Source organism: Pedobacter sandarakinus (assembly GCF_026240095.1).
Lineage (GTDB): Bacteria > Bacteroidota > Bacteroidia > Sphingobacteriales > Sphingobacteriaceae > Pedobacter > Pedobacter sandarakinus.
This window is the reverse complement of sequence record NZ_JAPIVG010000004.1, coordinates 263,537-287,098: the sequence shown is the minus strand read 5'-3', so window position 1 is coordinate 287,098 and position 23,562 is coordinate 263,537. Positions and strand designations below refer to the sequence as shown.

Below are 23,562 nucleotides of genomic sequence, written 5' to 3'. Positions count from 1 at the left end.
CTAAGTTAATTTTGGATTAATTTTTTGAAACCAACGGTAAGTGTATCTGCTATGGATCCATCCTTTTTCCGATAAACAAAATAAGCCTCAAGCGCTTTACGTCGATTTACAAATTCCATCGCTTCCGGCAAATGCATCGCCATCAATGCATTATCGTAACCATCTGCTGTTATTGCATCACTGGCATAAACGGTCACACTAATCATTTCATTATCCAGTGGAAATCCTGTTCTTGGATCGATAAGATGCGATAGCTTTTTCATTCCATTTTGATGAAATTTTCGGTAGTTACCTGAGGTAGTGATGGCACCCCTGTTGATCTTAGCAATATGCCTGATGATAGGCTGATCTTTTTGATCAGGTCCTTCTATCCCAATTTTCATTGGGCTTCCATCAGGTTTGGGCCCGGCAATTCTTAATTCGCCACCAAGCTCTACCAGGTAGCTGTCAATGCCTCTATCAGCAATAAGTTTGGCAAGCAAGTCTACACTATAGCCTTGCGCAATCCCATTTAAATCTATCTGAATGCATGGTTTTGATTTATAAAGGATGTCGTTTTTTAGCGATAAATGCTGCATCCCGATACATTGCATAATAGATGAAATGGTTGTTTTAGAGGGCTCATTGTCTGTAGCCTTTGGTCCGAAACCCCAAGCTTGCACCAATGGTGCTACGGTAACATCAAAAAGACCTTTGGTATCTTGATTAATTTCTATGCTCCTTTTTAATACCGCACTCAAATATAAATCTGCGTGTAGCTGTTCTGTTCCAGTGTTGAACTGGTTTATCAGGGAGCCGGGTTTATAAAGCGACATCGAGGCATCAATTTTATTTAAAAGATTATCGATGTCGCTTTTGGTAACTGCACTGTCTGTGGCAAAATACGTGATGCTATAATCGGTGCCCTGTGCATAGCCACTAATTTTGTACTGTTTTAAGGGAGGTTTTAACATTCCGCACCAAAACAAGGTAGCAATTACCAACAGATATTTATTCAGCATTATAGAACCTTAGTTTGCCCTGGTGTTGGAATTGGATACAATCCATTTGCATCGGGCATAAGTTTTGGGTTAGCATCCCAGGCGAAGCGTTCGGGTAGGAGGCTGTTATTTGCGGCTAATGCCTCTTTCCAGTTAATTGTTTGACCTGAATAAGTGGCGTACCGACCAATTATTCCCGAAAAGGTTGTGGTTGCACCATAATCTGCATTGGTAAATTTGTACTCATTTTTCGAGATGGCTTCGAAAAGCTCATCATGTTCAGTTTGATAAGGGTTAGCATTTCCACGCGTATTGTGGTTGTAGATTTCCTTTCCTTTTGCATCCCAAATTATAGCCTGATTTCCACCTGACAAGTAAATTTTTCCTTTTGTGCCCTGGAAGGTCTCATCAACTCGATTGCTGATTCCTTCAAAATGTCTACACTGGCTATATACCACTACGCCATTAGGGTAGGTAAATTCATTTGCGTGGTTATCGTAAATTTCGCCATAGTCCTTACCCGTCCGCCAAGCCCGGCTTCCAGTTCCCTGTACCGAGACCGGACTGTTGCCAGTTATCCAGTTTGCAATATCGATGTTATGGACATGTTGCTCTACAATATGGTCGCCACACAGCCAATTGAAATAATACCAGTTGCGCATTTGGTATTCCATCTCGGTTTGGTTTGCTGTTCGCGGACGAACCCATACGCCACCGCTATTCCAATATACCTGACCCGAAACAATATCGCCAATGGCGCCATCCTGAATGCGTTTCATCGCTTCGCGATAGTTGCTCTGGTAACGCCTTTGTAACCCAACCACTACATTTAATTTTTTCTTTTTTGCTTCTTCGGCAGCAGCCAGAACCCTTCTAATTCCGGGGGCGTCTACGGCAACCGGCTTCTCCATAAAAATGTGTTTGCCTTGTTTTACGGCTTCTTCGAAATGAATGGGTCTAAAACCTGGTGGCGTAACCAGTAGCACAACATCTGCCAAGGGAATCGCTTTTTGGTAGGCGTCGAAGCCTACAAACTGGCGTTCTTTGGGTACATCCATTTTTGCAGCAAACTTGCTACTTAACGATTGATAACTGCTATCTAATCGGTCTTGGAAGGCATCAGCCATGGCAACCAATTTTAAGTTAAATTTTGTGCTCAGCGCCTGGAATGCAGCACCTGTTCCTCTGTCTCCGCAACCAATAAGTGCTATTTTGATCTCATCGCTTCCCGATGCATATGCGCCAGCCAGGGGAATGCTGCTTAAGAAGGCGCCGCCGGCCAGCAGGGCTGATGTTTTTAGAAAGTCGCGACGTTCTTGTGTGTTTGGTTCTTTTCTCATATTGGTTTTATCTGGTTTTTGTGTTGATTAAAAATCTTTAATAGGCTGCTTATTGTAATAAGCATCTATTTCATCTTTCGATGGTGTTTTAAAAGGCCTCACTATGCGCATTCCAACAAAGGGTGCTTCTGGAAACCACCAATTGCTTTTCGGGATTTGTGGATCAAGCTGTTTCCAGGAAGGATCTGAAGCCAGTCGTGATGTTGCAGTTAATTGTGCAGGTGCTTCATCGTAAGAACCTCCACGTACTACATTCGGGTACAGTTTATCGGGAACAGCAACCGGGTTATCTAAAATTTTGTCCTTACCCTGGGTATAAATGTCTGCCACGTATTGGTCGTAGGTCCATTCTGCCACGTTGCCATGCATATCGTATAACCCCCAGGCATTAGGTTTTTTTTCGCCAACCTTATGCGTTTTATTATTGCTATTTCCTTTATACCAGGCATAATCAGCCAATGCAGATTCATCATTTCCGAAAGCATATTTATCGTTAGAACCTGCTTTGCAGGCATATTCCCATTCTGCTTCGGTTGGTAAACGGTAGAAAACACCGGTACGAACGTACAACCACTTACAAAACTGAATGGCGTTGTATTGTGTCATGGCAATTGCAGGCTGGTTATCTTTACCCATGCCGAAAGTCATATCGAGATAAGGCTTTGTGGGTCGCGTTACAGCATCTACGGCTGCTGAAACAGCCTCTGTGCTTGCCTGTTTTTCAAAGTCACGGTATAAGAAAGGTTCGAAAATATTCCAGGTAACTTCATATTTACCTATCCAGAAAGCATCTATTTTTACCTGATGTACCGGCTGCTCGTCTGGCTTGCCAGTTGTAGAGCCCATACTAAATTTCCCAGCCGGAATTGCTTGCATGTCGAATGTGAGTTTCGTTCCCTTGATGGATTCTGTATAAGATTTCTGTTCCTGGGCAGTGGTTTGTTTGCCAAAAACTAAAATTAATGCAATGGCAAAAAAGATTCTTAACATCATAATTGGTTAGCATGCTCGGATAGCATGTTGTTTGGCTAATTAACTAATTACTAAATTAAGTGTCTGGTGCCAAAACAAAGAAAATTTTTGTAACAATAAGCGTGAAATAGACAATTAATATAGGTTAAGTAATCATTTGTATCCTGCAGCCCTGTTAGTTAGATTGGTATAGCCAATCAGCGTGTCCCATCTGGCACCGGGCTTACGATAATATACCAGTATCTGATAGCTGTTTTCTGTTTGAAAAAATGTGCCTTCAAAGGTTTGTATTTCAAGGTTTTTGGTGTCTTTGTTGTACCAGGCATATTGGTAATCGTACAAGCCTTGTTTTAAGAGTATGTTGCCATAAAATTGCTTCCTGCCACTATCGTAGATGAGCTTATTTTCGGCATTCAAACTATAATTATTGAACCTCCCGATCACGTAAGCATCACCAGCGGCATTAGGAGCCGGTGCATTGAGCGTAAACAGTACGCCCATGTATTCCGCCTCGGTATTGTCGTCTCTGCCATCGGTATTGCGCACATAAAAATTGCCATTTTCATCAAGCTGATTTCCAAAGGCACCCATATTTCTCGGTGCATCCTGAAATAAAATCACATTTACGGACTCATTATCCCGGTAAATATCTTTTACATTTTCGCCTTTAAAACGCAAACTTCTGGTGTCGAATTTCCTAAACTCGTTATTTCCCCAGAAATCGTTGGTATTTAAATCGTTATAAACCAATTGGTTTGGGCGAACAAATGCAGGTTTGGTATTAATCTGTGCGGTAAATGGATTAAAATTTTGCATCACTACCGCCTTAATGTCAAGGTAGGGATTGGCAATTGGCATAGGGTGGTTAATGGTAAAATTGATCTTCTGTTTCGTATTACGGTCTGCTACTTGCAATGAGTTGGTTATTTCTCCATTTATCGCAACCTGGTTATCTAAAATGTAAAATCGCTGTGAAATTACAGGTTTTCGCTTGTCTGCATCCAGATAAATTTTCAGGAGGTAGTTACCGCTAATTTTGGGTTTGATTTGCGTATTTGGGAGTGAAAGCTCGTAGTGGGTATATTTACGAGTGGTGTTAGCAGAATAACGATAATCAATCACACGATCTTCATTAAAACCATCTAAATAATCAGTGGTAGAAATCTTCGAATTTTGCCAATCTGATGTGCAATGCTCTATGGTATACCAATAGTTTTGAGTTCCGCCCAGTAAATCATCAAAAGAGAAGATAATCTTTTCTGGAGAATTAAGTGTAATGATTGGAAAACTTTGTTCCTTGCTGCTATTGCTACAGCGTACGGTTTTAATATGAGGAAGGTAGATTCTATTTTCTGTTGTAAAGGTTTGATCTGATTGCGCAAATGACAGGAAAGGCATGAGCAATAACAGTACAATGAGTATTTTCTGCATGCTTAAATGTACAGCCAATTGCGCAGAGTTTAAAAATATTTGCAATTTTTTCGGTTAACGGCGGTATTATTGCACAAAAAAGGTATACCAAAAAAATTAGACGAATGCCTTTTTCAATATACCTTTTTTTAAATTTGATTATGATCGGTTTAACCTTCGAGAGCCATAATCTCTGCGGCCAGGTTTTCCCATTTATGCTGATTAAGATCTAATTCTTGTTTGGTACTTTGATACCGTTTATTCGCTTCCGCTAATTTAGCTGCATTGCCATAAACCTGCTCATCTGCCAGCTCTGCTTCAATGTTTTTAACAGCTTGTTCTTCTTCCGAAATCACCTGCTCAATTTTTTTCAACTCGTCGTTAAGTTTTTTTAGCTGGTTAACTGTATTCGGGGCAACGGTTTTGGGTTGTTCTTTTGGCTTTTCAGGCATTTTAACCGGAATAGGTTTCGAAACCGGGATCACCCGTTTGCTGTTCCATTCTTCGTACTCTGCGTAAGTGCCTGGATATTGTTTTATTTTCTCATTTTCGATAAACCAGATTTTGTTGGCCACATTATCTAGAAAATACCTATCGTGAGAAACAGCGATAAAAGTACCCTCAAACTGGTCTAAGGCCTGGATAAGGATATTTACCGATTGAATATCCAGGTGATTGGTCGGCTCATCTAAAATTAAGAAGTTGGAATCTGTAGTTAACGATTTCGCTAAAGCCACACGAGATTTTTCCCCTCCGGATAAAACTTTTATCTTCTTGAAAACATCATCACCCGTAAACAAGAAACAACCTAAAATACCCCTTAGTTCAGTATCTGAATGTTTTGGTGCGAAGGCTTGCAGTTCCTCTAGGATGGCATTTTCGAGGTGTAACGATTCTAACTGGTGCTGTGCAAAAAAGGTTGTTGATACGTTATGGCCTGTTTCACAGAAACCATCGAATTTTTCTGTTCCCGCAATCATCCGCAACAAGGTAGATTTTCCTTTACCGTTGGCTCCAATCAGCGCAATTTTATCACCTTTTTCAATTATTGCTTCAGCATCTTCTAAAATATGCACATTCGGATAATGTTTGGTAGCGTGTTCTATGCGCACTACATGTCTGCCAGATGGTTTAGTAAATTTAAAACTAAAGTTTACGGTTGGATTATCATCATCTACATCATCAATACGCTCCATTTTGTCCAAAGCTTTCATCCTCGATTGGGCCATTTTGGCTTTAGATGCTTTCGCTTTGAAACGTTCAATCAATCGTTCTTCTTGCTTTATTTTGGCTTGCTGATTTTTAAACTCACCTTTTTGAATCTCCCCACGAAGCGCTTTTTCTTCTACATAAAAGCTGTAGTTTCCGGCATAGACTGTCAATTTTCCTTTGCGGGATTCGACCGTACGGTTTACAATCTTATCTAAAAAGTACCTATCGTGAGAGACAATTACAATGGCTCCCTCAAAACCCATTAAATAGTTTTCTAACCATTTGATGGAGGGTAAATCCATGTGGTTGGTGGGCTCATCAAGCAATAAAATATCCGGATCTTGCAATAGAATTTTTGCCAGCATTACCCTCATGCGCCAGCCTCCAGAAAAGGTATTAAGTGGACGGTGCTGATCTGCAGTGCTAAAACCTAGTCCTGCAAGAATCTCATTTGCCCTATATTCAATGTTATAGCCATCCAAGGCCTCGAATTCCTGCTGCTTATCACTTAATTTGTAGAGCACATCCTCGCTGTAATCTGTCTCTATTTTTTTAAGCAATTCTTCAATCTCATCATGAAGCTGATTTTGGCGTTCAAAGGCCTCCATTGCAACATGTAAAATGCTATGGTGAGAATCGTAAGAAAGTAGATCTTGGTTTAGATAACCGATTTTGAGGTCTTTAGACATCGAAACCGTTCCCGAAGTTGGAGCATACTCACCTACAATAATTTTTAAAAGTGTTGATTTTCCTGTTCCATTGGCACCAATTAAGCCAGCTCTATCGCCAGGTTTAATATGCCAATTTGCTTCATCGTATAAGGCTCTCGAGCCGATTAGGAATGTTAAATTATTTATTGAAATCATTTCGGCTGCAAAAGTACGAATTTTAAAAGGGTTTTGCTTTGCAGCAAACATTCAATCAAAAATATTTTGCTTTATTAAGAAAACGGTTACCTTTGTACTGTAATAAAAAACATTACAGTATGAATAATAGCCGGTTTTCGATATCCTTACACATTTTAACATTGCTTGCTGATGCAGAAGGGGCTGTAGTAAGTTCCGGATATCTGGCTGGCAGTATTAATATTAATCCGGTTTTGATACGCAAGGAAATCGCCAATTTGCGTAAACATGGATTTGTTGATAGCAAAGAGGGGAAAGGTGGAGGTTCATACTTATCTAAAAATGCGTCGGATATCAATTTGGCAGATGTATACAAAACCTTGAGTGGGACTAAAATTTTAGGGCAGCATAAGAATGAACCCAACCCAAAATGCCCCATTGGAAGGCAAATTAATCAACACTTAACAACGCTTTACAGCGATGCGGAAAGAGCTTTGATTGAGAACTTAGGCAAACAAAGCCTGGCAGACTTCGCATTTCGGTTTAAGTAATTTTTTTTGACTATAACTGTAATAAAAACTATTACAATTACATGCATGGTAAACGACTGGAAAAAATATCGATGGCGATAACAAAGCCGTCGATAATTAAATAACCAATGATAATTTAAAATTTAAAAAGATGAAAGTAGCATTAATAGGTGCCTCAGGATTTGTAGGCAAAGCACTCTTGAATGAATTAGTAAGTCGTGGCAACGAGGTAATTGCCATTGCCCGCGACACCACAAAAATTGAAAACGACAGCGAGTATGTTACGAAAATTGCTGTTGATGTTTTAGATACTGAAAAACTTACTGATAGTTTAAAAGGCGCTGATGCGGTAATTAGTGCATTTAATGCAGGCTGGAGTAACCCAAATCTTTACAACGACATCGTTGCGGGCGCCGAAGCCATACAGCAAGCTGTTAAAGCATCTGGTGTTGAGCGTTACATATTTATTGGTGGGGCAGGAACCTTACAAATTGAAGGTAAGCAATTAGTAGACGGGCCAGATTTTCCGAAGGAAATTTATCCGGGTGCATCAGCTGTGCGAGATTATTTTAACACCCTGAAAAAAGAAACGGCATTCGATTGGTTGTTTTTTAGTCCGGCCATTGAGATGCATCCCGGCATAACCATTGGCAAAACCGGAAAATATCGATTAGGCAAAACATCTCCGGTATTTAATGAGGATGGTCGCTCGATTTTATCTGTAGAAGATTTAGCGATTGTTTTAGCTGATGAACTGGAAAATAATGCCCATCATCAAGAACAATTTACCGCGGCATACTAAGTAAGTTTAGGTGGAAAATGCGAAGGCCTTCAATAGGCGATTGCCTTTGGCATTTTCCATCTTTACATTTTCTAGATTTTATTTATCTTCGTTGCATGTATCGCCTTATTAAACCCATCTTTTTCAAATTTGACCCTGAGCACGTACATTATTTTGTGGTAAAGCGGTTAAAGTGGTTTAATGATAAATTTCCGTTAGGTAAAACCATTATTCGAAGCAGTTTCGATGTTCACATTAAAGGTTTAGAGAGAGAAGTTTTTGGTATTAAGTTTAGAAACCCTGTGGGTTTGGCCGCCGGTTTTGATAAAAATGGCGAGTACGTAGAAGCCCTAAGTAATTTAGGATTTGGGTTTATAGAGGTAGGCACAGTTACACCAATGCCCCAACCTGGTAATGATAAACCGCGAATGTTTCGCTTACCAAATGATGAAGCCTTGATTAATAGAATGGGTTTCAACAATAAAGGCGTAGATGTAATGGCAGAACGCTTGCGCTTGTTAAAAGATCAACATCCTGGCATTGTAGTAGGTGGAAACATTGGAAAGAATAAAGCTACACCAAATGAAGATGCGGTAAACGACTATATCAAATGCTTCGACAGGCTGTTTGATGTGGTTGATTATTTTGTGGTGAATGTGAGTTCGCCAAATACACCCGGTTTGCGGGCACTACAAGAAAAGGAGCCGCTCAAGCATATCTTAAATACCTTACAGCAGCGAAATCTGAAGAACAACATCTCTAGACCGATTTTGTTGAAGATTGCACCAGATTTAACTGATGCGCAACTCGATGATATTATTGACATTGTAGCTGAAACGAAAATCGCCGGCATTATTGCGACCAATACAACCATTAGCAGAGAAAACCTGGCAACAGCCAAGGGACTGAAAGATGAGGCTGGCGGTTTGAGTGGTAAACCTGTGAAAGAACGTTCGACAGAAGTTATCAAGTACTTATCAGAAAAATCCAATCGAGCTTTTCCAATTATAGGCGTTGGGGGCATTCACTCTGCAAAAGATGCGCAAGAGAAACTCGATGCAGGTGCCAGTCTGGTTCAACTGTATACCGGTTTTATTTACGAAGGGCCGGGCCTGATTAAGTCGATTTGTAAAGCCTTGGTAAAGTAGGGGCGGAAGTTGCTTTATCATAACGAAATCTCTTTAATGCATATTATTGCTCAAATAATAGAGCATGGCTGCATAACTGTGTTTTGCCATTCATTGTTGTCTATTTTTTTAATCAGTTATGTAAAAATCTCCGAGCATTCAAAAACGAATATAGACCTTAGCTTCTAAATATTAACTGTTTAACGCATATTTCAGCTGAGGTTTTAATTACGGCATTTGAAGAATAAACCTGATGGAAATGAAGATACCCCGATGATTACCAGGAAGCTAATGAACTGGTACTTTGCTGTCCTATTGCACAGGCTTTATCGGGGGATTGTAATATACAGCAGGACTAACGTTTAAAATGAAATGCTGGTTTTGCTTTCCAAAAAAATAATGGGGGAGTTGGCTTTTTTTGTTGATAAAAACTATTTCAGGTTATTTAAAAATTCCTCGGCAATTTGGTAAACGTTGGCTTTTTTCTCTTCAGGCCATTTGTCGTAAGTTCTAATGAGCATACCTAGACGTGGGTTTTTCAGGAAAAAGTCACGCTGTTTATCCATAAAGCGCCAAAAGAGCGCATCCCATACCTCTTGCCATTTGCCTTTTGGGTAATCGCTCATTTTTATTAAATAATTGCTACCGCTGATGTAGGGCTTGGTAGCCAAAATTCCGCCGTCGGCAAACTGACTCATGCCGTAGACATTGGGCACCATTACCCAATCGTATGCATCTATAAACAGTTCCATAAACCACTGGTAAACATCGTTTGGGTCTATTTCGCAAAGTAGCATGAAGTTACCCAAAATCATTAGGCGTTCTATGTGGTGGCAATAGCCTGTTTTTAAAACTTTTTTAATGGTTTCATCGAATGGTATGATTCCTGTGGTGCCGTCGTAAAAGGAATTTGGGAGCTTGCGGGTAAAGCCCCAAAAATTTTTAGTGCGTTCTTGCCGGCCTTTTGTAATGTACACACCCCTGATAAATTCTCGCCAGCCAATAATTTGCCTGATGAAACCCTCTACAGAATTAATGGGCGTTTGGTGTTTGCCTGCATGGGTTAGCGCCGCATTAATAACCTGCGGCGGTGTGAGTAAACCAACGTTGAGCATTGGCGTTAGCAAACTGTGGTTGAGCAGCATTTCTCTCTGTACGATGGCATCTTCATAATCGCCAAATTCGTTGAAACGGGTGTTGAGGAAATCATCGAGCCATTTCTTACTGTCTTCGAAGTTTATGGGATAGTGGAGATCTTGATTTAACGAACCAATGTTTTTGCCAAAATGTGCCTTGGTATACCCTACGGCTTCTTTGGTATATGGGTTAGCTTTTGGCAGGTTCACCTGTACTGCCGCTTTGCCTTTGGGGAACTTTTTGCGGTTTTCTTCATCAAAACTCCACTTGCCACCAGTAGGTTCATCTAAACCTTGTACCAGAATTTTTTTACTGATGCGTTGTTGTTTGTAAAAAGCAGTTTGGAAATAGGTTCGCTTATTGGGGTTAAAAAACTCAGCTAAATCGGCAGGTGTGTTTAAATACATGGGCGACTGCAACAAGCGTATTTTGATGTTTTTTTTAGCTGCGGCCGATGTGATTCGGCGTAGCAACCAATCATCAACTGGATCGATTAGGTTAATCTGGCTTGCATTTTCTTTTGCTAAAAATGAAATCAACTTTCGAATATCTGCATGGGTATGGTTAGCCTCGATGTACTTTACCTGAAATCCTTTTTGTTGCAAATACTGCTCGTAGCTTTTCATGGTAGCCCGATGGAAAGCGATCTTTTGCTGGTGGAAATTATATTGAGTGAAAAAAAGATTTTCTTCGATGAGGTAGTACTCGCCATCAAGATCGAAAAGTGCATTGTCTTTAAAGAGTTGATGTGGAAAGATGAGGTTAACAACATTCATATCTGATGGGAATAGGCTTATGGTTATAAACCTAAATTAACAAATTAAAACGCGTTTGGATTTGCTGGAATCCTTTTTATATCGTGTTTTTGATCTACAGGTAAAGCTTTCTCTATATTGGCGCATGGGTTCTTCCAAGTTAAACAAGTGCTTTTACAAATGGGAGATATAGAAAGTGTTTTAGCAGGATGTATTGTCGGATAAGACTTGCTATTGAGGATTTTATTTGCGCCTGAAAGATAGAATCACCTTTTTTATATCTGCAATTGCCTGATTGCTTCCTGAAAGATAAGTTCCAACGAAAAGGAAATACCCACCGCCTTCTTTAAATAAAATTACCTGGTACATTTCTTCATTGGCCTTGGCGTTATTTTTGGCGAAAAGTGCATATCCTTTTAAGCTATCAATTTCAATATTACTTATTCCTTTGCTGGTGATGATGGAATAATCTTCGGGATACTTTTTGAGCCTGGAGATACAGAATAATTTTTGGTTTGCGATATCTACCTTCGCAAACGATTTATCTGTTATTAATGTTGCTTTATCAACACTCTCGGTTGGTGTTTTTAAATCTCGGTTAAAGATCAGGCCATTGCCAATAACGGCTTTGAATTTCAAATTTCCACGATGTTCATCTAGTGAATAATCTAGTGCTTCTCCCGGATTGGTCTTGAGACCGGTATCTAATAATGCTGATAACACACTTCGCTCTATTTGTTTTCCATTTTCTAACGAATCTTTTAAATAGACGCCATTTACTAGTGTTGTAGATTTTTCGTTGCCATAAATAAGGATATGCTTCGAAAACATCATTCCGTTAGCCTGTTGATCTAATTCAATGAGCATAGCATTTAAGCCGGCTAAAGAAGTTTCCTTTTTTACTTTCAATTCCATCCCTTTTGCTTTAAGCATTTCTGCATTAAAACCTGTGCTTATTTTTGAGTAGGGGCCAGGAATTTCGACAATCATAATCATTGAAGTTGGGTCGAGCGGGTTTTGGAAACCCTTAAAATTTTTAGACGGTAGATAGCCGAACGGCGGAACCATAAAAATATTTGTTCCGTTGATTTGCTGGTGATTTACAGATTTGGTTGTTGGGAATTGTTGGCCAAGGCCAGCCAGAGAAGCAGCAACCAACAAAATGGTTATTATAATTTTATACATATCGCTAGAAAGTATAGGCCTTAATAATTAACTCGAAAAAATTAGTTGCACCAGATTGCTGATACATATCGTTTCCGAAAAGTAAATAACCGGTAAGTAAATGATTGGCAATAATGATTAGGTTCGATACCAAAAGCAGTAAAATGATATTGATCCATTTCCTGTTTGCAAATACAAGGATGAGATGGGTGAGCAAAACCAGGTATTGTACAAGTCTGGCAAACGTATCTATTGTATTTTTATGTGAGATGAAGGCAAAATAAAGGGGTGTAAGCAAAATCTGAATGGTGAACAAAAAGCCATTAAGATAGAGCCAAAAGACAATATTTTTAGCCAAGTTGTATCTTCTGCGAAACAAGACCCAGGTTACAAGGATCTCAAATGGAAGCATCAATAGCGTTTTAAATTTGGTTTCTATTAAAGCATATCTGCCAAATTCATTAAATTCTTTGGTGGTATAATCTTCATAATCGAAAATTTTGACGCCAAGGAACAAAAGGATGGCGGCCATTATTAAAAAGAAAGTAACAGGACTAAAGTATGTTTTACGCTGGCCAGCGAAATAATTAAGGTAGACGCTTTTTGGCCGAAGAAATAAATCTTTAACCAGTTTTAATATTCCATGATCGGTATGGGTAATGGCATGCCACGATTCGTGAAGAACATCATGCAAGGTTAATTCGCTTACGCTTGCTTTTTGGCCACATTGGTTACAGAATTTACCCTCAAATACCGTTGTGCAATTTTTACAAGTAATTACCATTTATGCGAAGCGTTTAAGTTCAACGCGGAGATATCGATGATTTTCAGGATTACCGAAGATTTGAGCATTCTTTTCAATTTCATTTGAAATGTTTATTTAGACATTAATTGAGCGGTTTCGTTGTTGCCTTAAGCTGGCATTTCAAAACTAAAGTTCGAATTGAAGCAGATGTTTTGCTCCCCTAATTTAGGCAAATAATTTGAGGAATTAATATGTGATTTTGACTTCATGTTGAAGTGTTTGGTTTTTCGCTTTTAAGTGATTCGTTCTGCCCAATTTATCGGAGTTGGCAATTCTTTGTTTGTAAATTCAATATGAATTACACGTCGTTTTTTATTGTTCGTTGTTCTGCCTGAAGTGTGCAAAATTAGTGGTTTCATAATCATTATTCCTCCTTTTTTCACTTTGCAAATGGTCTCTTTTTCTCGGGTCCAATCGATGGTTTCTGGTCGGTATATTTTTTTTAAATGAGATTTTGGAATTACCCTTAGCGCACCATTATTTTCGTCAGTTTCATCCAGATGAATTCTTATGGTATAGATGTTTTCCATGATCTCGATTGGTGGTTGAACTGCAAATTGATTTTGCTTGGTTGTCCAGGGACCGAATTGGTCAAGCGCTACTTTTTTATCTACCGAAATTGTTAAATCTTGATGATAGGGAACATACCAGTTTGAAGTTTCGGGTTTATCAAAATATATGCTTTTAACCACAAAGTAATCATCACCAAATAGCTGTTTGATTGTTGTTTTCAGATTTTCGTTAAATACCAACGCTATTGTGGCCGGCACCTCTTTGAAAAACTGTCTGATGGCAAAAACATCTTCCGATTTTCTGAAAGTTTCCCTATTATGATCAGCCTGTTCAATGCTCTGTAAAATCTCGTTGACCTCTTCATTCGAATATATATCTGGTATAATTGAAAATCCATTCTCCGCAATTTCGCCTTTAACTTTTTCTGCTGGTTCCATTTTTTATATTAATGTGATATGAAATAAGTAGTTAGAAACACAATACTTAAATATGCCCAAAGGATTGACATCATTGCAAGTAGCAACTCAGACATAAAACATATTTTACACAGCGAAACAAATGATTCAAATTATTTATAGTACCTGTGGTAGCTTTCTCTCAAATCAAATGTGATATTTCATCTATAAAATAACAAATTTTATCTCCCTTTAACCCGCTAATCAATCGTTTAATGAGTTGATGCCCTCTTCCTTAAGTTTTTGCAATTGTTCTTTCATTACCTGTACCTGAGTAAGCCGGTGTCCCTGCCAAATCGTAACTTCTCCCACAATACGGAATGGTTCTTTCGAACGGTAAGATTTTGTAGGATTGCCAGGAAATTTTTTGTCTGTCAAGTCTGGATCATTCTCAACCTCTCCGGTGGGTTCTACCAAATAAATTCTCTCCCGTCCGTTGCCAGATGCAAGTTCAGCGCCCCAAATTGCGGCATCTAGTGTTGCTGATAGAAAAATATATTTTGCATTTTTCCTTTGGCCGAAGTTTGAGTTATAACCTGCTTCAATAAGGTCACCCACTTCTAAGTCGGCCTTCGTGCCATGAAAAAAAGTTTGCGCAAAAGCTGTTGCACTCCGCTTTTTTAGTTTATCATTTATGTTGGTTCCCATTGGATTCTCTCTTATCACTTTTTATAAAGACATTTTGCCAATACTGTCAATAAGATCATAGTTCAACAAAATATTGATCTGATCAACCGCTCAGAAGTATCAGATTCTTCTAATCTCGATATTTGCCAAACCTTTAATATGTCTTCGCCCGGTTTTAAAATCCTTGGTAGATATTAAAAGAATTTTTTCAGTAGCAATTTTTTGACTTTTATTATCTGCCTCAACAACCAGATAAAACGAGTTTCCAATTTCCGTATTAAAAAGTTCATTCCAGGAAACTACAGCTGAATAACCATCTGAAGCCTTAAGAACAAGATAATATTCGCTTAAAAGCTTCGGGCTTGTGGCCTTAATATTTAGGTTTTTGAGTAAGTCTAAAAGTGAAACCCCTTTTACATTTTTATACACTCGTTTAAACTCGCCTAAATGGTTGGTTATCTTAAAATCGCCAATGTTAACAATTTTCTGTTTTTCTAAATCGGCGTAAGTTATTTTTAGTGGCTGATCTACCAAACCAGAAACGGTAAACTCGTTTGTTGCAACAACCTGCGTTTGCGAAAATCCAAAGTGAGAAATTAATATTAGTGCGGTAGTTAGGATGGCTTTAATCATGCTTTTTAAGGTAATATGTTATCAGTTGGTGTTTGCTAACACCAAAAGGTTTAAAATTTTTTGGAATTGGGTTCAACTTATGTTAGGCTTTTGTAAAGTACCAAATTGCTTGGAGTTTTGGAGACTCAAGTATAAGTACTTTAACAATAGGTATCATCATTTTTGAATCTCTGGCGAAGATTAAAATTCGAATTGGGTTTAACCGTGTTTAAAGGTGAAGGATTTTCGTTTTTTTTAAAAAAAGCAGCATATTTTCTTATCTAAAATGCTAAGGCCTACAAAGGGTTTAATCTATTCTGATTTTGGCAGGCCAGCGATGTATTCGATAAGTTATAAATCTTGGCGCTTATCTGCGTTCAATTTGTGATAGTATATGTACGATACTGCTAAGATTGCGAATACAATCAACGGAAAAAATGTTTGTACGTTTATACCATCAATTGCGCCATGACTTATTGTTGCGAATAGAAAATCGAAAGCAAAACCTGCGTAAGCCCATTCTTTAACTCGTTTAGGAACCTGTGGAATCACCAATGATAGTACTCCTAAAAACTTGAAAATAACCAATGCATTGCCAAAGTATTCTGGATAACCTAAATGTCTGATGCCTTCCTTTGCAAGTTCAGTTTGCGAAGTCAACGCTGGCATTACGCCTTCAAATAAAGCGATGATGGTTGTAGCTGTCCAGTAAATTACTTTGTCTTTTTTCATTTTGATTATGGTGTTTAACGTTATTCGTTTCGGTCAGTTCTTAAATTGGCATTAATGATACGGTTTAACTTGCTATCTCAAGATTGTAAACCACTAATTTACACAAACCAATTAAAACTTTCATAGGGTGAATGCGCTTTAGTTCCAACATAAATTGGTGATAGTAGAGCATTTAACGATTTTAATGCGAGGGAGGCTTTGATCATCAAATGGGGTACTAGCGGTTATTTTTAATCACCCTTATTTTTGTCGATGAGTTGCGCCATGGTTTTGTTGAACGGCGATAGCTCAATGTCTGGTGAAGTAAAAAAATCGATGTCGGCAGTTTCTATTTCTACGATTGCCATCTGCAAAACCGTTTCTCCATCGTGAGTTAAACTGATGGTTTTTGCTCTCGTGTCTGTATGATGTTCCTGTCGGGTTACAAATTTCTTATCTTCCAGCGTTCTTAAAACTTTAGATACCATCATTCTATCAAAATTAGTTTGATTTGCGATGTCTATTTGTGTTACGCTACTGCTGTTATTTGATAGCCACGCTAGCGCACAAAGGAGCGCAAATTGTGTTTGTGTTAGATTTAACGGGTCTAACACCTTCTTTTGTTTCCTTTGCCATAGTAGGGTAGTTTGTCCCAGCAAGTATCCTGGGCTGTCATTCGGACTTTTAAACTTGAATTCAATTTTTTTAGTCATAATCTTAAGTATTTGTGGTTAAATCAAATCAATGGTTCACTTGATTTAAAAAAGGGCACAGCGCCATAAAAATACAGCGCTGTTTACAAATAATTTTAATTCATTTATCAATTAAAATAGAATGGCATCACGTTGTAGAAAATCCACTTTGTCTTAATTAATAAGAAAGCTTCCTAAGTTGAATTTCCTCAATTTCATTATTTATGGCTTTGTACTAGGCGGTTAATTCATGACAGGTACTAATCATGACCGACTTTTATTTTCCGAAATCGGATGTAAGACATTTTCTTTCTTCACTCTATTGATTAAGCTATTTAACCATAACAAATTGGCCTTGTTTCCGAGGTTAAACCATTTTTATCCAATTATTTCAAAACCAGAATTATCGAGCACTTGCGATTTTTGCAACCGTAAATTGCAATTTTATTTTGTTGCTAAAAATGTAATGATATAACCATCAGGATCTTTTACCATTAATGTTTCGCCGAAGGGTGTGTTGTTTATTGAACCTAAAATGACTACACCGTTCTCCATTAATTGGGTTTGTAAATTTTCAATCTTTTCATCAATAGCAAACCAGAGCGAGGAACCAATGCCAAGTTCTTTCCCTTCTATATTTCCAATCGGTGTTCTAATTGCAAAGCTTGCTTCACCTTTGGCGAATTTGAAAACATAAGCATAAGGGTTCGACAATTCCGACACTTCAAATCCTAACTTGGTTGTGTAAAAGTTTTTTGATACTTCTAAATCTCTTACCTGAAGAGATGCAAATTCTAATTTTCTCATTTATACATTAATTTTGTTGTTGCAAATATAATAAACACGACAACAATTATTGTTTATTTCGAAATTTTAATTTGACATGGCAGTTTCTTAATTATTGCTCACTTTCATTTGGTCTAATTTGTTCTGCAAGTTTCTTTGGTGCTACTTCACAATATGCTGTTGTAAGAGCATCTTTAAATAATTCTTTACCAATTCTTTGTAACTCAATAAGTGTCCAACCTTGTTTGCCCCATTTGTTATCGACTGGATAAATGATTGTTTTATCAGCAGAAGCAAAAACATGTTGGTCAATTTCAGAGAGTTTTATACAGGCTCTGTTATTCGCTTCGTCAAAAGTTGCAAAGATTTTCTTTTTCACTCTGAAAGAAGTTTTTTCAAAATGAGGTTCCTCTGTCGCTTCGGGAAACGAAAGTGCTAGTTTTCTAAAAGTATCTATTGAAATCATATATCAAATTACTTTTATAATGGCGTTAAATGCATCAAAATAATATACTTTTTAATTTCCTCATCTTTCTTAGAGATCATAGCACCACTAAAGTTGTGTTCAATTTATTGAAAATATCTATTAATCCTGGTGTTGTCGCATTCACTTTTGTTCGAAAGCTTATTTAACGATAATTGCATTCGTTTTGAGTATTGCCGAAAGCAGGTATTTTAGCATTTAAGTTGAATAGAAGCACCAATTTTTATTATAACGAAGTTTGATACAAGTCCCTAAAAACTACTTATGGCGATATCCTGTTGGCGGTGGTGCTTTTATCTGTCCGTTAATAAGTAATAGGTGTGAAATTAAAACAATCGGCACTACACAAGTTGGTAGAAAACAATAAGGAAATTCCAAAACTGCAATATTTGGTTGCTCAAATGCAAATTGTTGCACAGGTAATGGAGATGATAAGATAGCCAGTGAAACAATGATGAATAGGAACGCGATTCCTACAAAGTTCCAAATTTTTAAAAATTGTATGTTGATTTTTCTTTTCCTTATCAACCTAAAGATTAAAATTACCAAAGCTGAAAGTCCAATTAAAATATCTAAATTCCAACCCTTAAACGTCATAATTATAGGGATTTTTTGCATTAAGTAAAGCTGAAATAGAATCAATTCAACTGGTATTCTCAAAATGTGAATGGCTAGTAGCATTTCAGGATTCAATTTTTGTTTGTCTATTTGTTTTAACGAAATAAAAACCAGAGCGACTGTTCCTATAATTAGTAACGGAAATAGGTTTGGCTGTTTTTCGAAAATTTTTAAGATAGCGAGTGTTCCCACAACGGCTTGCCAGCTGATGAAAAAAAGCAAAAGTTTCTTGTTCCTACCTGTTCCATAATTGAGTAGAAGCAAAGACATAAGACTGACGATGATGAATGCGATTTGTCTCATTTAGCTTATTGGGATTAGTGTTTGTATTTCGATCGAGGCTTTATGAAGCACCGGTTACTTGCATTAAATTTCTGTTAAATTACAAATTTGCTCGGAGTTTGCGAAGCTTCGGGTATGGCAAAACGCAAATTGCACTTAACAATTTGGAGCTACAAAACGTGGGCAATTAGAGGTAAAATTGCTAAAGTTTGGCACAGTTGCAGAAGAAAATTCTTCCACTTTTTGCCAAGGCGGTGTCATGTGACACAATTTTTGTCCTGATTTTTAATCCTTTTATATTATCGATATGTTCTAACGCTTAAGTTTCGGAGTATTCACTTTCCTATTTGTCGTTTTCAGAAAAAAACAAAATAAAGAATGGTAAAATCATTATTGTAACTAATAACAAAAATGAAAATAGTCTATCCGATACTCTTACATGATTTCCACCACTAAGTTTGTTGTCGTCGATTTCACTAGATCCTCTTAACCATAGGTAGAGATCTCTATTATGTAATAAGTAGCTTGCTTTTAATAAAGCATAGTCGATAACTGAAAATGCTAATGGTGTGATAAATGCCCATTGAATTAATTTTTGATCTGTTTTATTCTCAGAGATAGTTGAACCGTTGAACAAGAATATGCCTATTAAGGATAATGCAAGAAGGATGATCCACTTGTATTTATTTTTCACCCATGCTTTTTTCCGATTAAATAAAAGAAGGAAATTAATCAACATGGGAGCCAGAGTAATCATTGCTTTAATTTCCTCATTTTTCATTTTCAAAGTTAATTTCAGATTTTATTAGTTTATATATGTCTATGGGATTGTAGAGTACTGACATATCATGATTTGGGGCTTTGCGATGAATTCCAACGAATGTCAATATTAAAAGCCCTATGAATAAAATTTCATCCCATTGTTATTTCCGTCTGTTTAACGTGTCGGTTTAGAATGCTACAACATTTTGGGGTTACCCGAAGGTGATTTTCACCATCAATATTGATGCGGAGAACCAATTTCAATTAGCCATCCTACACCTGCGGGATTTGCAGCGCACTGAACCGCCACTTTTGCCAAGCGCCTGTTGGCGGTTCGTTATTGTCTCATGTCAAATACTGTCGCAATATTTCGCATATAGCTTAGGAAATATTTTTTGCAAGTCATCACCTTCTTCCGACCATTCTTTTCCTGTAGTGTTGTGATTTTCTTGAAATGGATATGGCATTTCTTGTCCTGTTAGTTCTTCAAAAACTGTCGAAGGCACATAACCTAAGCCTTCCCACTCAACATCTTCAATTTTCCCAGTCTCAACTTCAACTAAGCCCTCAGGATTTTGAATTGTCTTATTATAAAAGTCTTTACCTTGTCCTATTACCCACTCTCTAAAGTCGTTAAAGCTGTCGTCACTGCAACCACCGTGAATGATGTAAATTGCTCCCCAAAGTTCCCAGGTGTTTGCTTGTCCTCTGAAAAACCTAAATCTGTTTCCGAATAAAATTATTTCGTCAGGATTCAATTTACGAAGTTCGTTTGCTAACTCATCTTGTTGTTGCTCGTAATCTCCTTTGGATTTGTCCTTAGTAGTCTCAATGATTTTCCAAAAAACTTCTTCGTCCATTAGTTTGTCTGAGGTCGTAAAGTTTGTAATTTCAGGTGGTTCTGTATTTTTTGTTCCACCGAACAGTTTGTCAAATAGTCCCATTTTGCAAATCTTAATTTTGTTTTTGATTGGTTTGTCCGTCTTATTTAAGGGTTGCCCTACAATGACAGCTAACGTTTTGAAAATTTGCGCAGAAATGGCATTGCTTGCACAACCTTTGTCGTAACGCACCAAATTGAGTAAATAATTGAGGACTGAATGTAAGCACACTCAACCATTATTGTGCAAATTTGCTGTTATCAGCCGTTTATTTTTGCTTCCATTGTTTCAGTCCGATAACGTCGTTTCTAACTTCTTTTTTCCATTTATTTCCGTACATCCTTGTCAGGTGTCTAAAAACAAGTTCGTTATAAGTTTTCACACATTCTGTGTTTGGAGCATTGCAACCAAAGTCATAATAATATACCTGATATTTATTTTCGAAATTCTTATCTGTCGTAATTACAACTGGCGAAATTCCGCTTTGAAGTAACAAAAATATAGTTTTCGTGTTCAAATCAGCTTTAAAAAGATTTTCTACCTCATCACACTTTTCAATAAATGTCATTTTAATCGGGCCGCTATTATTGAAATCTTCATCAGCCAATATTCGATTCTGGCCAAACACAACTTGATTAAATGTCAAAAGCAGTAAAATTAATAACGTATTTTTCATTGTATTTCGATCAGGTCAATGGCTTATAACGTTCCGAGGCTTTATGAAAGCACCTTTCCCTTGCATTAATTTTCAGTTAAAGTACAAATTTGCTCGGAGTTTGCGAAGCGGGAGGTCGTAGGTCGCCCGGTGATTTTAGAAAACCTGTTGTTAGGTGTAGTTTTTGTTTTGTCTTTTTGCCTTGGCTAAAAAAGAGACCGAGATAGAGCTTCGGGCATGGCAAAACGAAAATTGCAGTTAGCATTTTAAAAATTTGCGCAGAAATGGCATTGTTTGCAGAACCATTGTTGTAACGCACCAATTAAGTAAATAACTGAGAAATTAACGTAATCTCCGTCGGCGATTTTTGTGCAAATTCGCTGTTATAAGCCGTTTATTTTATTACCGTATATGTTCAATTAAAGATTCAAGTTCCTCTTTCTTGTTTCTATTTGCTTCTATACGACCAATTCTCTTAGATACGAAACCACTTAAAATCTTAGTCGGGCCAGAAGAATGATTTTTACTTTTCATTTTACTGTTCAAGATTAAAGCCTGTGAAGTTCTTATTATTCCCCAAGGAATTCCCCACCAGCCAAACAAAGCTGTTTTAATCATTGCGTTATTATGTAACTTGTCGAGACATTTTGGACAAGCTATTTTAATGCCTTTTTCGTAGTTCGTAATTATAATAAAGCTCACAACACTCCCTGTAATAGTCGCATTTAGCTTTTCAGAATTAGATTTGCAAACAGGACAAGGAAGGTTTCTAAGTAGTTCGGTATATTCATTTAAAGTCTCTTTGTCAACTTCTTGAAATTGAACTTCTACACCTTTCAAAATGTCTTCTGAAAGATTTCTTTCTTTAATAATTTCCTTTACCAATTCAAGTGCTTCGGGTCTTAGAGAAGTAGCTTCTTCTGTCGCAATACGAATTAACTTTCTGTCGTCGAAACGTTCGTAGTTTTTTCTTAATTGTTCAATATTTGGTTCCATTGGATCGATTTAAAATGCCATATAACGTTATGCTGTTTGCGCTATTGGCGGCTTTTAGCACTGTTCATACAAATATAGGCGAAATTTTATTTCACCAGCGTAAATTCCTAAAACGCCCTAAACGAGCCACTGGTGCTTACTGCGGTTATCGGCTGGCTTTATTAATTTGCATTAAATCTTCTAACCAATCATTATTTTGCTATAATCTTTATTATTCTCGATTTCTATTACTATAAAAGATTCCCATATCATTCTATCTTCAATCCCGAGAAGATCTATCATAAGTTCGTTTTCAACATTATAGATTGCAATCGTAAAATACTCACTTAGATATTTTTCAACTGATCTTATTGGTGGTTCTTTACAGTTTGATTCATTCCCAAAGATAGATGCATTTTCGTGGTAGAATGTCCAATCAACTACTTTGCACAAGTCTTTTTGTTTGGATGTGTTGTAACTATAAGTAGTTAATGTATCTTTTTTAAAACATGAACTATCAGTATTATCAAATTGCCATGGTCGACTCGATGGTAAAGAGAATTTTCCGTTTTTAATTTCGAGTTTACTTTCCTTAATAATTTTTTTCAGCAAAGTTTTCGTTATCCCATTTCGCCCAAATAAATAGATTGGAAATATGAATGTGATAAAAAGTAAATACTTCGTCATTTTAATTTATTTTATCTTTATAAAAAGGGGCGAAGTAAGCTTGTCGATAAACTTTGCAAGTTTAAGTTGACGCTCATTACCTGCAAAACAGAACCTGTTGCACTAACTAAATAAAATGCTTCAAATCCTTGTGTTGCCACTTAGGGAGAGGCTTAGCTTAACTACTGTTATAGGCAGTTTTAATATTAATTATTTTGATTGAAAACTAAAAACATCACCCTCATCTTTTTCACAGTTTCTGAAAAGTTGTTTTGGTAATCCATTTTTCAAATTAATTGCTGTCGTTTGGTTTTTTTCACAGTCACCGACGGAATTTTTAAATATAAGGTTTCCATTTGTTAGCTCATTGGGCAGTTCGTGAATCATTGTCAATAAATAGTTGCCCAAGTATTTATTTTCGTTATTGAAAATCAAAATTCTAGAAGTTGCTCTTTTTGAAAGTCCCCAAAGCCATACAGAATTTACAACTTTAAGGTTTCTTCCTGTTTTTGTTTTAACCTCTCCCAAGTAGGTCAGTTGAGTTTCAGTTCCGCCATTTTCAGTCCATTTACCGAATACGAACGTTTTATTTAAAACTCGTTTTTGGAAAACTAGGAGTCTAATATTTTCGTCGTTAGTTTGAGCATATTTAGATAAGGTCTTAAATAACAATAATATGATTAAAAATGATGTTCTTAGCATTGTCTTAAAATTACCTATAAGGGTTTACGGCTTGGCGATGGTGGGGCAATCGAAGCACAAATGTTCAGTTTTGCACAAAAGTC

General features: G+C 37.3%; 25 protein-coding genes. 3 read left to right on the top strand and 22 right to left on the bottom strand.

The genetic code is table 11. From position 1 onward, the window contains the following. Window positions 1-5: 5 nt before the first annotated feature. The 5 genes from OQ268_RS12680 to OQ268_RS12660 form a co-directional block, all read right to left on the bottom strand. Entirely contained in the window at window positions 6-953 is a 948-nt protein-coding gene (locus tag OQ268_RS12680) for an FAD:protein FMN transferase (RefSeq protein WP_265856513.1), read from the bottom strand. 47 nt (window positions 954-1,000) lie between these two features. After that, window positions 1,001-2,320, bottom strand: coding sequence for a Gfo/Idh/MocA family protein (locus OQ268_RS12675; protein WP_265856512.1), 1,320 nt, complete (start codon window positions 2,318-2,320; stop codon window positions 1,001-1,003). Window positions 2,321-2,347: 27 nt separating this feature from the next. After that, a complete protein-coding gene (locus tag OQ268_RS12670; RefSeq protein WP_265856511.1) occupies window positions 2,348-3,313 on the bottom strand; it encodes a formylglycine-generating enzyme family protein in 966 nt (321 codons plus the stop codon). A 132-nt stretch (window positions 3,314-3,445) separates the two neighbouring features. Further along, entirely contained in the window at window positions 3,446-4,723 is a 1,278-nt protein-coding gene (locus OQ268_RS12665) for a type IX secretion system plug protein (protein WP_265856510.1), read from the bottom strand. Window positions 4,724-4,872: 149 nt separating this feature from the next. Next, window positions 4,873-6,780, bottom strand: coding sequence for an ABC-F family ATP-binding cassette domain-containing protein (locus OQ268_RS12660; protein ID WP_265856874.1), 1,908 nt, complete (start codon window positions 6,778-6,780; stop codon window positions 4,873-4,875). A 119-nt stretch (window positions 6,781-6,899) separates the two neighbouring features. Between OQ268_RS12660 and OQ268_RS12655 the strand changes: the two genes are divergently transcribed. The 3 genes from OQ268_RS12655 (at window position 6,900) to OQ268_RS12645 (ending at window position 9,218) form a co-directional block, all read left to right on the top strand. After that, window positions 6,900-7,310, top strand: coding sequence for an Rrf2 family transcriptional regulator (locus OQ268_RS12655; protein ID WP_265856508.1), 411 nt, complete (start codon window positions 6,900-6,902; stop codon window positions 7,308-7,310). 130 nt (window positions 7,311-7,440) lie between these two features. Beyond that, window positions 7,441-8,091, top strand: coding sequence for an NAD(P)-dependent oxidoreductase (locus OQ268_RS12650; RefSeq protein ID WP_265856507.1), 651 nt, complete (start codon window positions 7,441-7,443; stop codon window positions 8,089-8,091). A gap of 95 nt (window positions 8,092-8,186) precedes the next feature. Beyond that, entirely contained in the window at window positions 8,187-9,218 is a 1,032-nt protein-coding gene (locus OQ268_RS12645; protein WP_265856506.1) for a quinone-dependent dihydroorotate dehydrogenase, read from the top strand. Window positions 9,219-9,628: 410 nt separating this feature from the next. On the opposite strand, the gene OQ268_RS12640 is transcribed toward OQ268_RS12645, so the two are convergent. From OQ268_RS12640 to OQ268_RS12560, 17 genes are all read right to left on the bottom strand, one after another. Continuing rightward, window positions 9,629-11,110: a cryptochrome/photolyase family protein gene (locus tag OQ268_RS12640; RefSeq protein ID WP_265856505.1), complete on the bottom strand. Its 1,482-nt coding sequence runs from the start codon at window positions 11,108-11,110 to the stop codon at window positions 9,629-9,631. Window positions 11,111-11,332: 222 nt separating this feature from the next. Next, window positions 11,333-12,274: a hypothetical protein gene (locus tag OQ268_RS12635; RefSeq protein WP_265856504.1), complete on the bottom strand. Its 942-nt coding sequence runs from the start codon at window positions 12,272-12,274 to the stop codon at window positions 11,333-11,335. A gap of 4 nt (window positions 12,275-12,278) precedes the next feature. Further along, a complete protein-coding gene (locus OQ268_RS12630) occupies window positions 12,279-13,037 on the bottom strand; it encodes a DUF3667 domain-containing protein (protein ID WP_265856503.1) in 759 nt (252 codons plus the stop codon). A 254-nt stretch (window positions 13,038-13,291) separates the two neighbouring features. Next, window positions 13,292-14,008, bottom strand: coding sequence for a phytanoyl-CoA dioxygenase family protein (locus tag OQ268_RS12625; protein WP_265856502.1), 717 nt, complete (start codon window positions 14,006-14,008; stop codon window positions 13,292-13,294). A 222-nt stretch (window positions 14,009-14,230) separates the two neighbouring features. Beyond that, window positions 14,231-14,674 (bottom strand): NAD(+)--rifampin ADP-ribosyltransferase, encoded by a 444-nt coding sequence (gene arr / locus OQ268_RS12620; protein WP_265856501.1) that lies wholly within the window; start codon window positions 14,672-14,674, stop codon window positions 14,231-14,233. Window positions 14,675-14,773: 99 nt separating this feature from the next. Beyond that, complete coding sequence (locus OQ268_RS12615) at window positions 14,774-15,286, bottom strand: molybdopterin-binding protein (RefSeq protein WP_265856500.1); 513 nt, start codon at window positions 15,284-15,286, stop codon at window positions 14,774-14,776. Window positions 15,287-15,616: 330 nt separating this feature from the next. Beyond that, a complete protein-coding gene (locus OQ268_RS12610) occupies window positions 15,617-15,997 on the bottom strand; it encodes a DoxX family protein (RefSeq protein ID WP_265856499.1) in 381 nt (126 codons plus the stop codon). Between the two features lie 230 nt (window positions 15,998-16,227). Continuing rightward, window positions 16,228-16,689, bottom strand: a complete 462-nt coding sequence (locus OQ268_RS12605; RefSeq protein ID WP_265856498.1) for a MarR family winged helix-turn-helix transcriptional regulator — start codon at window positions 16,687-16,689, stop codon at window positions 16,228-16,230. Between the two features lie 423 nt (window positions 16,690-17,112). Continuing rightward, entirely contained in the window at window positions 17,113-17,475 is a 363-nt protein-coding gene (locus OQ268_RS12600; protein ID WP_265856497.1) for a VOC family protein, read from the bottom strand. Window positions 17,476-17,566: 91 nt separating this feature from the next. Continuing rightward, complete coding sequence (locus OQ268_RS12595) at window positions 17,567-17,920, bottom strand: MmcQ/YjbR family DNA-binding protein (RefSeq protein ID WP_265856496.1); 354 nt, start codon at window positions 17,918-17,920, stop codon at window positions 17,567-17,569. 276 nt (window positions 17,921-18,196) lie between these two features. Continuing rightward, window positions 18,197-18,859 (bottom strand): hypothetical protein, encoded by a 663-nt coding sequence (locus OQ268_RS12590; RefSeq protein ID WP_265856495.1) that lies wholly within the window; start codon window positions 18,857-18,859, stop codon window positions 18,197-18,199. A gap of 322 nt (window positions 18,860-19,181) precedes the next feature. Further along, window positions 19,182-19,619: a hypothetical protein gene (locus OQ268_RS12585; RefSeq protein ID WP_265856494.1), complete on the bottom strand. Its 438-nt coding sequence runs from the start codon at window positions 19,617-19,619 to the stop codon at window positions 19,182-19,184. Window positions 19,620-19,950: 331 nt separating this feature from the next. After that, entirely contained in the window at window positions 19,951-20,673 is a 723-nt protein-coding gene (locus tag OQ268_RS12580; RefSeq protein WP_265856493.1) for a DUF4240 domain-containing protein, read from the bottom strand. A 76-nt stretch (window positions 20,674-20,749) separates the two neighbouring features. Continuing rightward, window positions 20,750-21,157 carry an FEKKY domain-containing protein gene (locus tag OQ268_RS12575; protein ID WP_265856492.1) on the bottom strand — a complete coding sequence of 136 codons (408 nt, stop codon included), beginning with the start codon at window positions 21,155-21,157 and terminating at the stop codon, window positions 20,750-20,752. A 381-nt stretch (window positions 21,158-21,538) separates the two neighbouring features. Next, window positions 21,539-22,132: a hypothetical protein gene (locus OQ268_RS12570; protein ID WP_265856491.1), complete on the bottom strand. Its 594-nt coding sequence runs from the start codon at window positions 22,130-22,132 to the stop codon at window positions 21,539-21,541. Between the two features lie 180 nt (window positions 22,133-22,312). Beyond that, entirely contained in the window at window positions 22,313-22,798 is a 486-nt protein-coding gene (locus OQ268_RS12565) for a hypothetical protein (RefSeq protein ID WP_265856490.1), read from the bottom strand. Window positions 22,799-22,987: 189 nt separating this feature from the next. Further along, window positions 22,988-23,479 (bottom strand): hypothetical protein, encoded by a 492-nt coding sequence (locus OQ268_RS12560; RefSeq protein ID WP_265856489.1) that lies wholly within the window; start codon window positions 23,477-23,479, stop codon window positions 22,988-22,990. Window positions 23,480-23,562 lie beyond the last annotated feature (83 nt).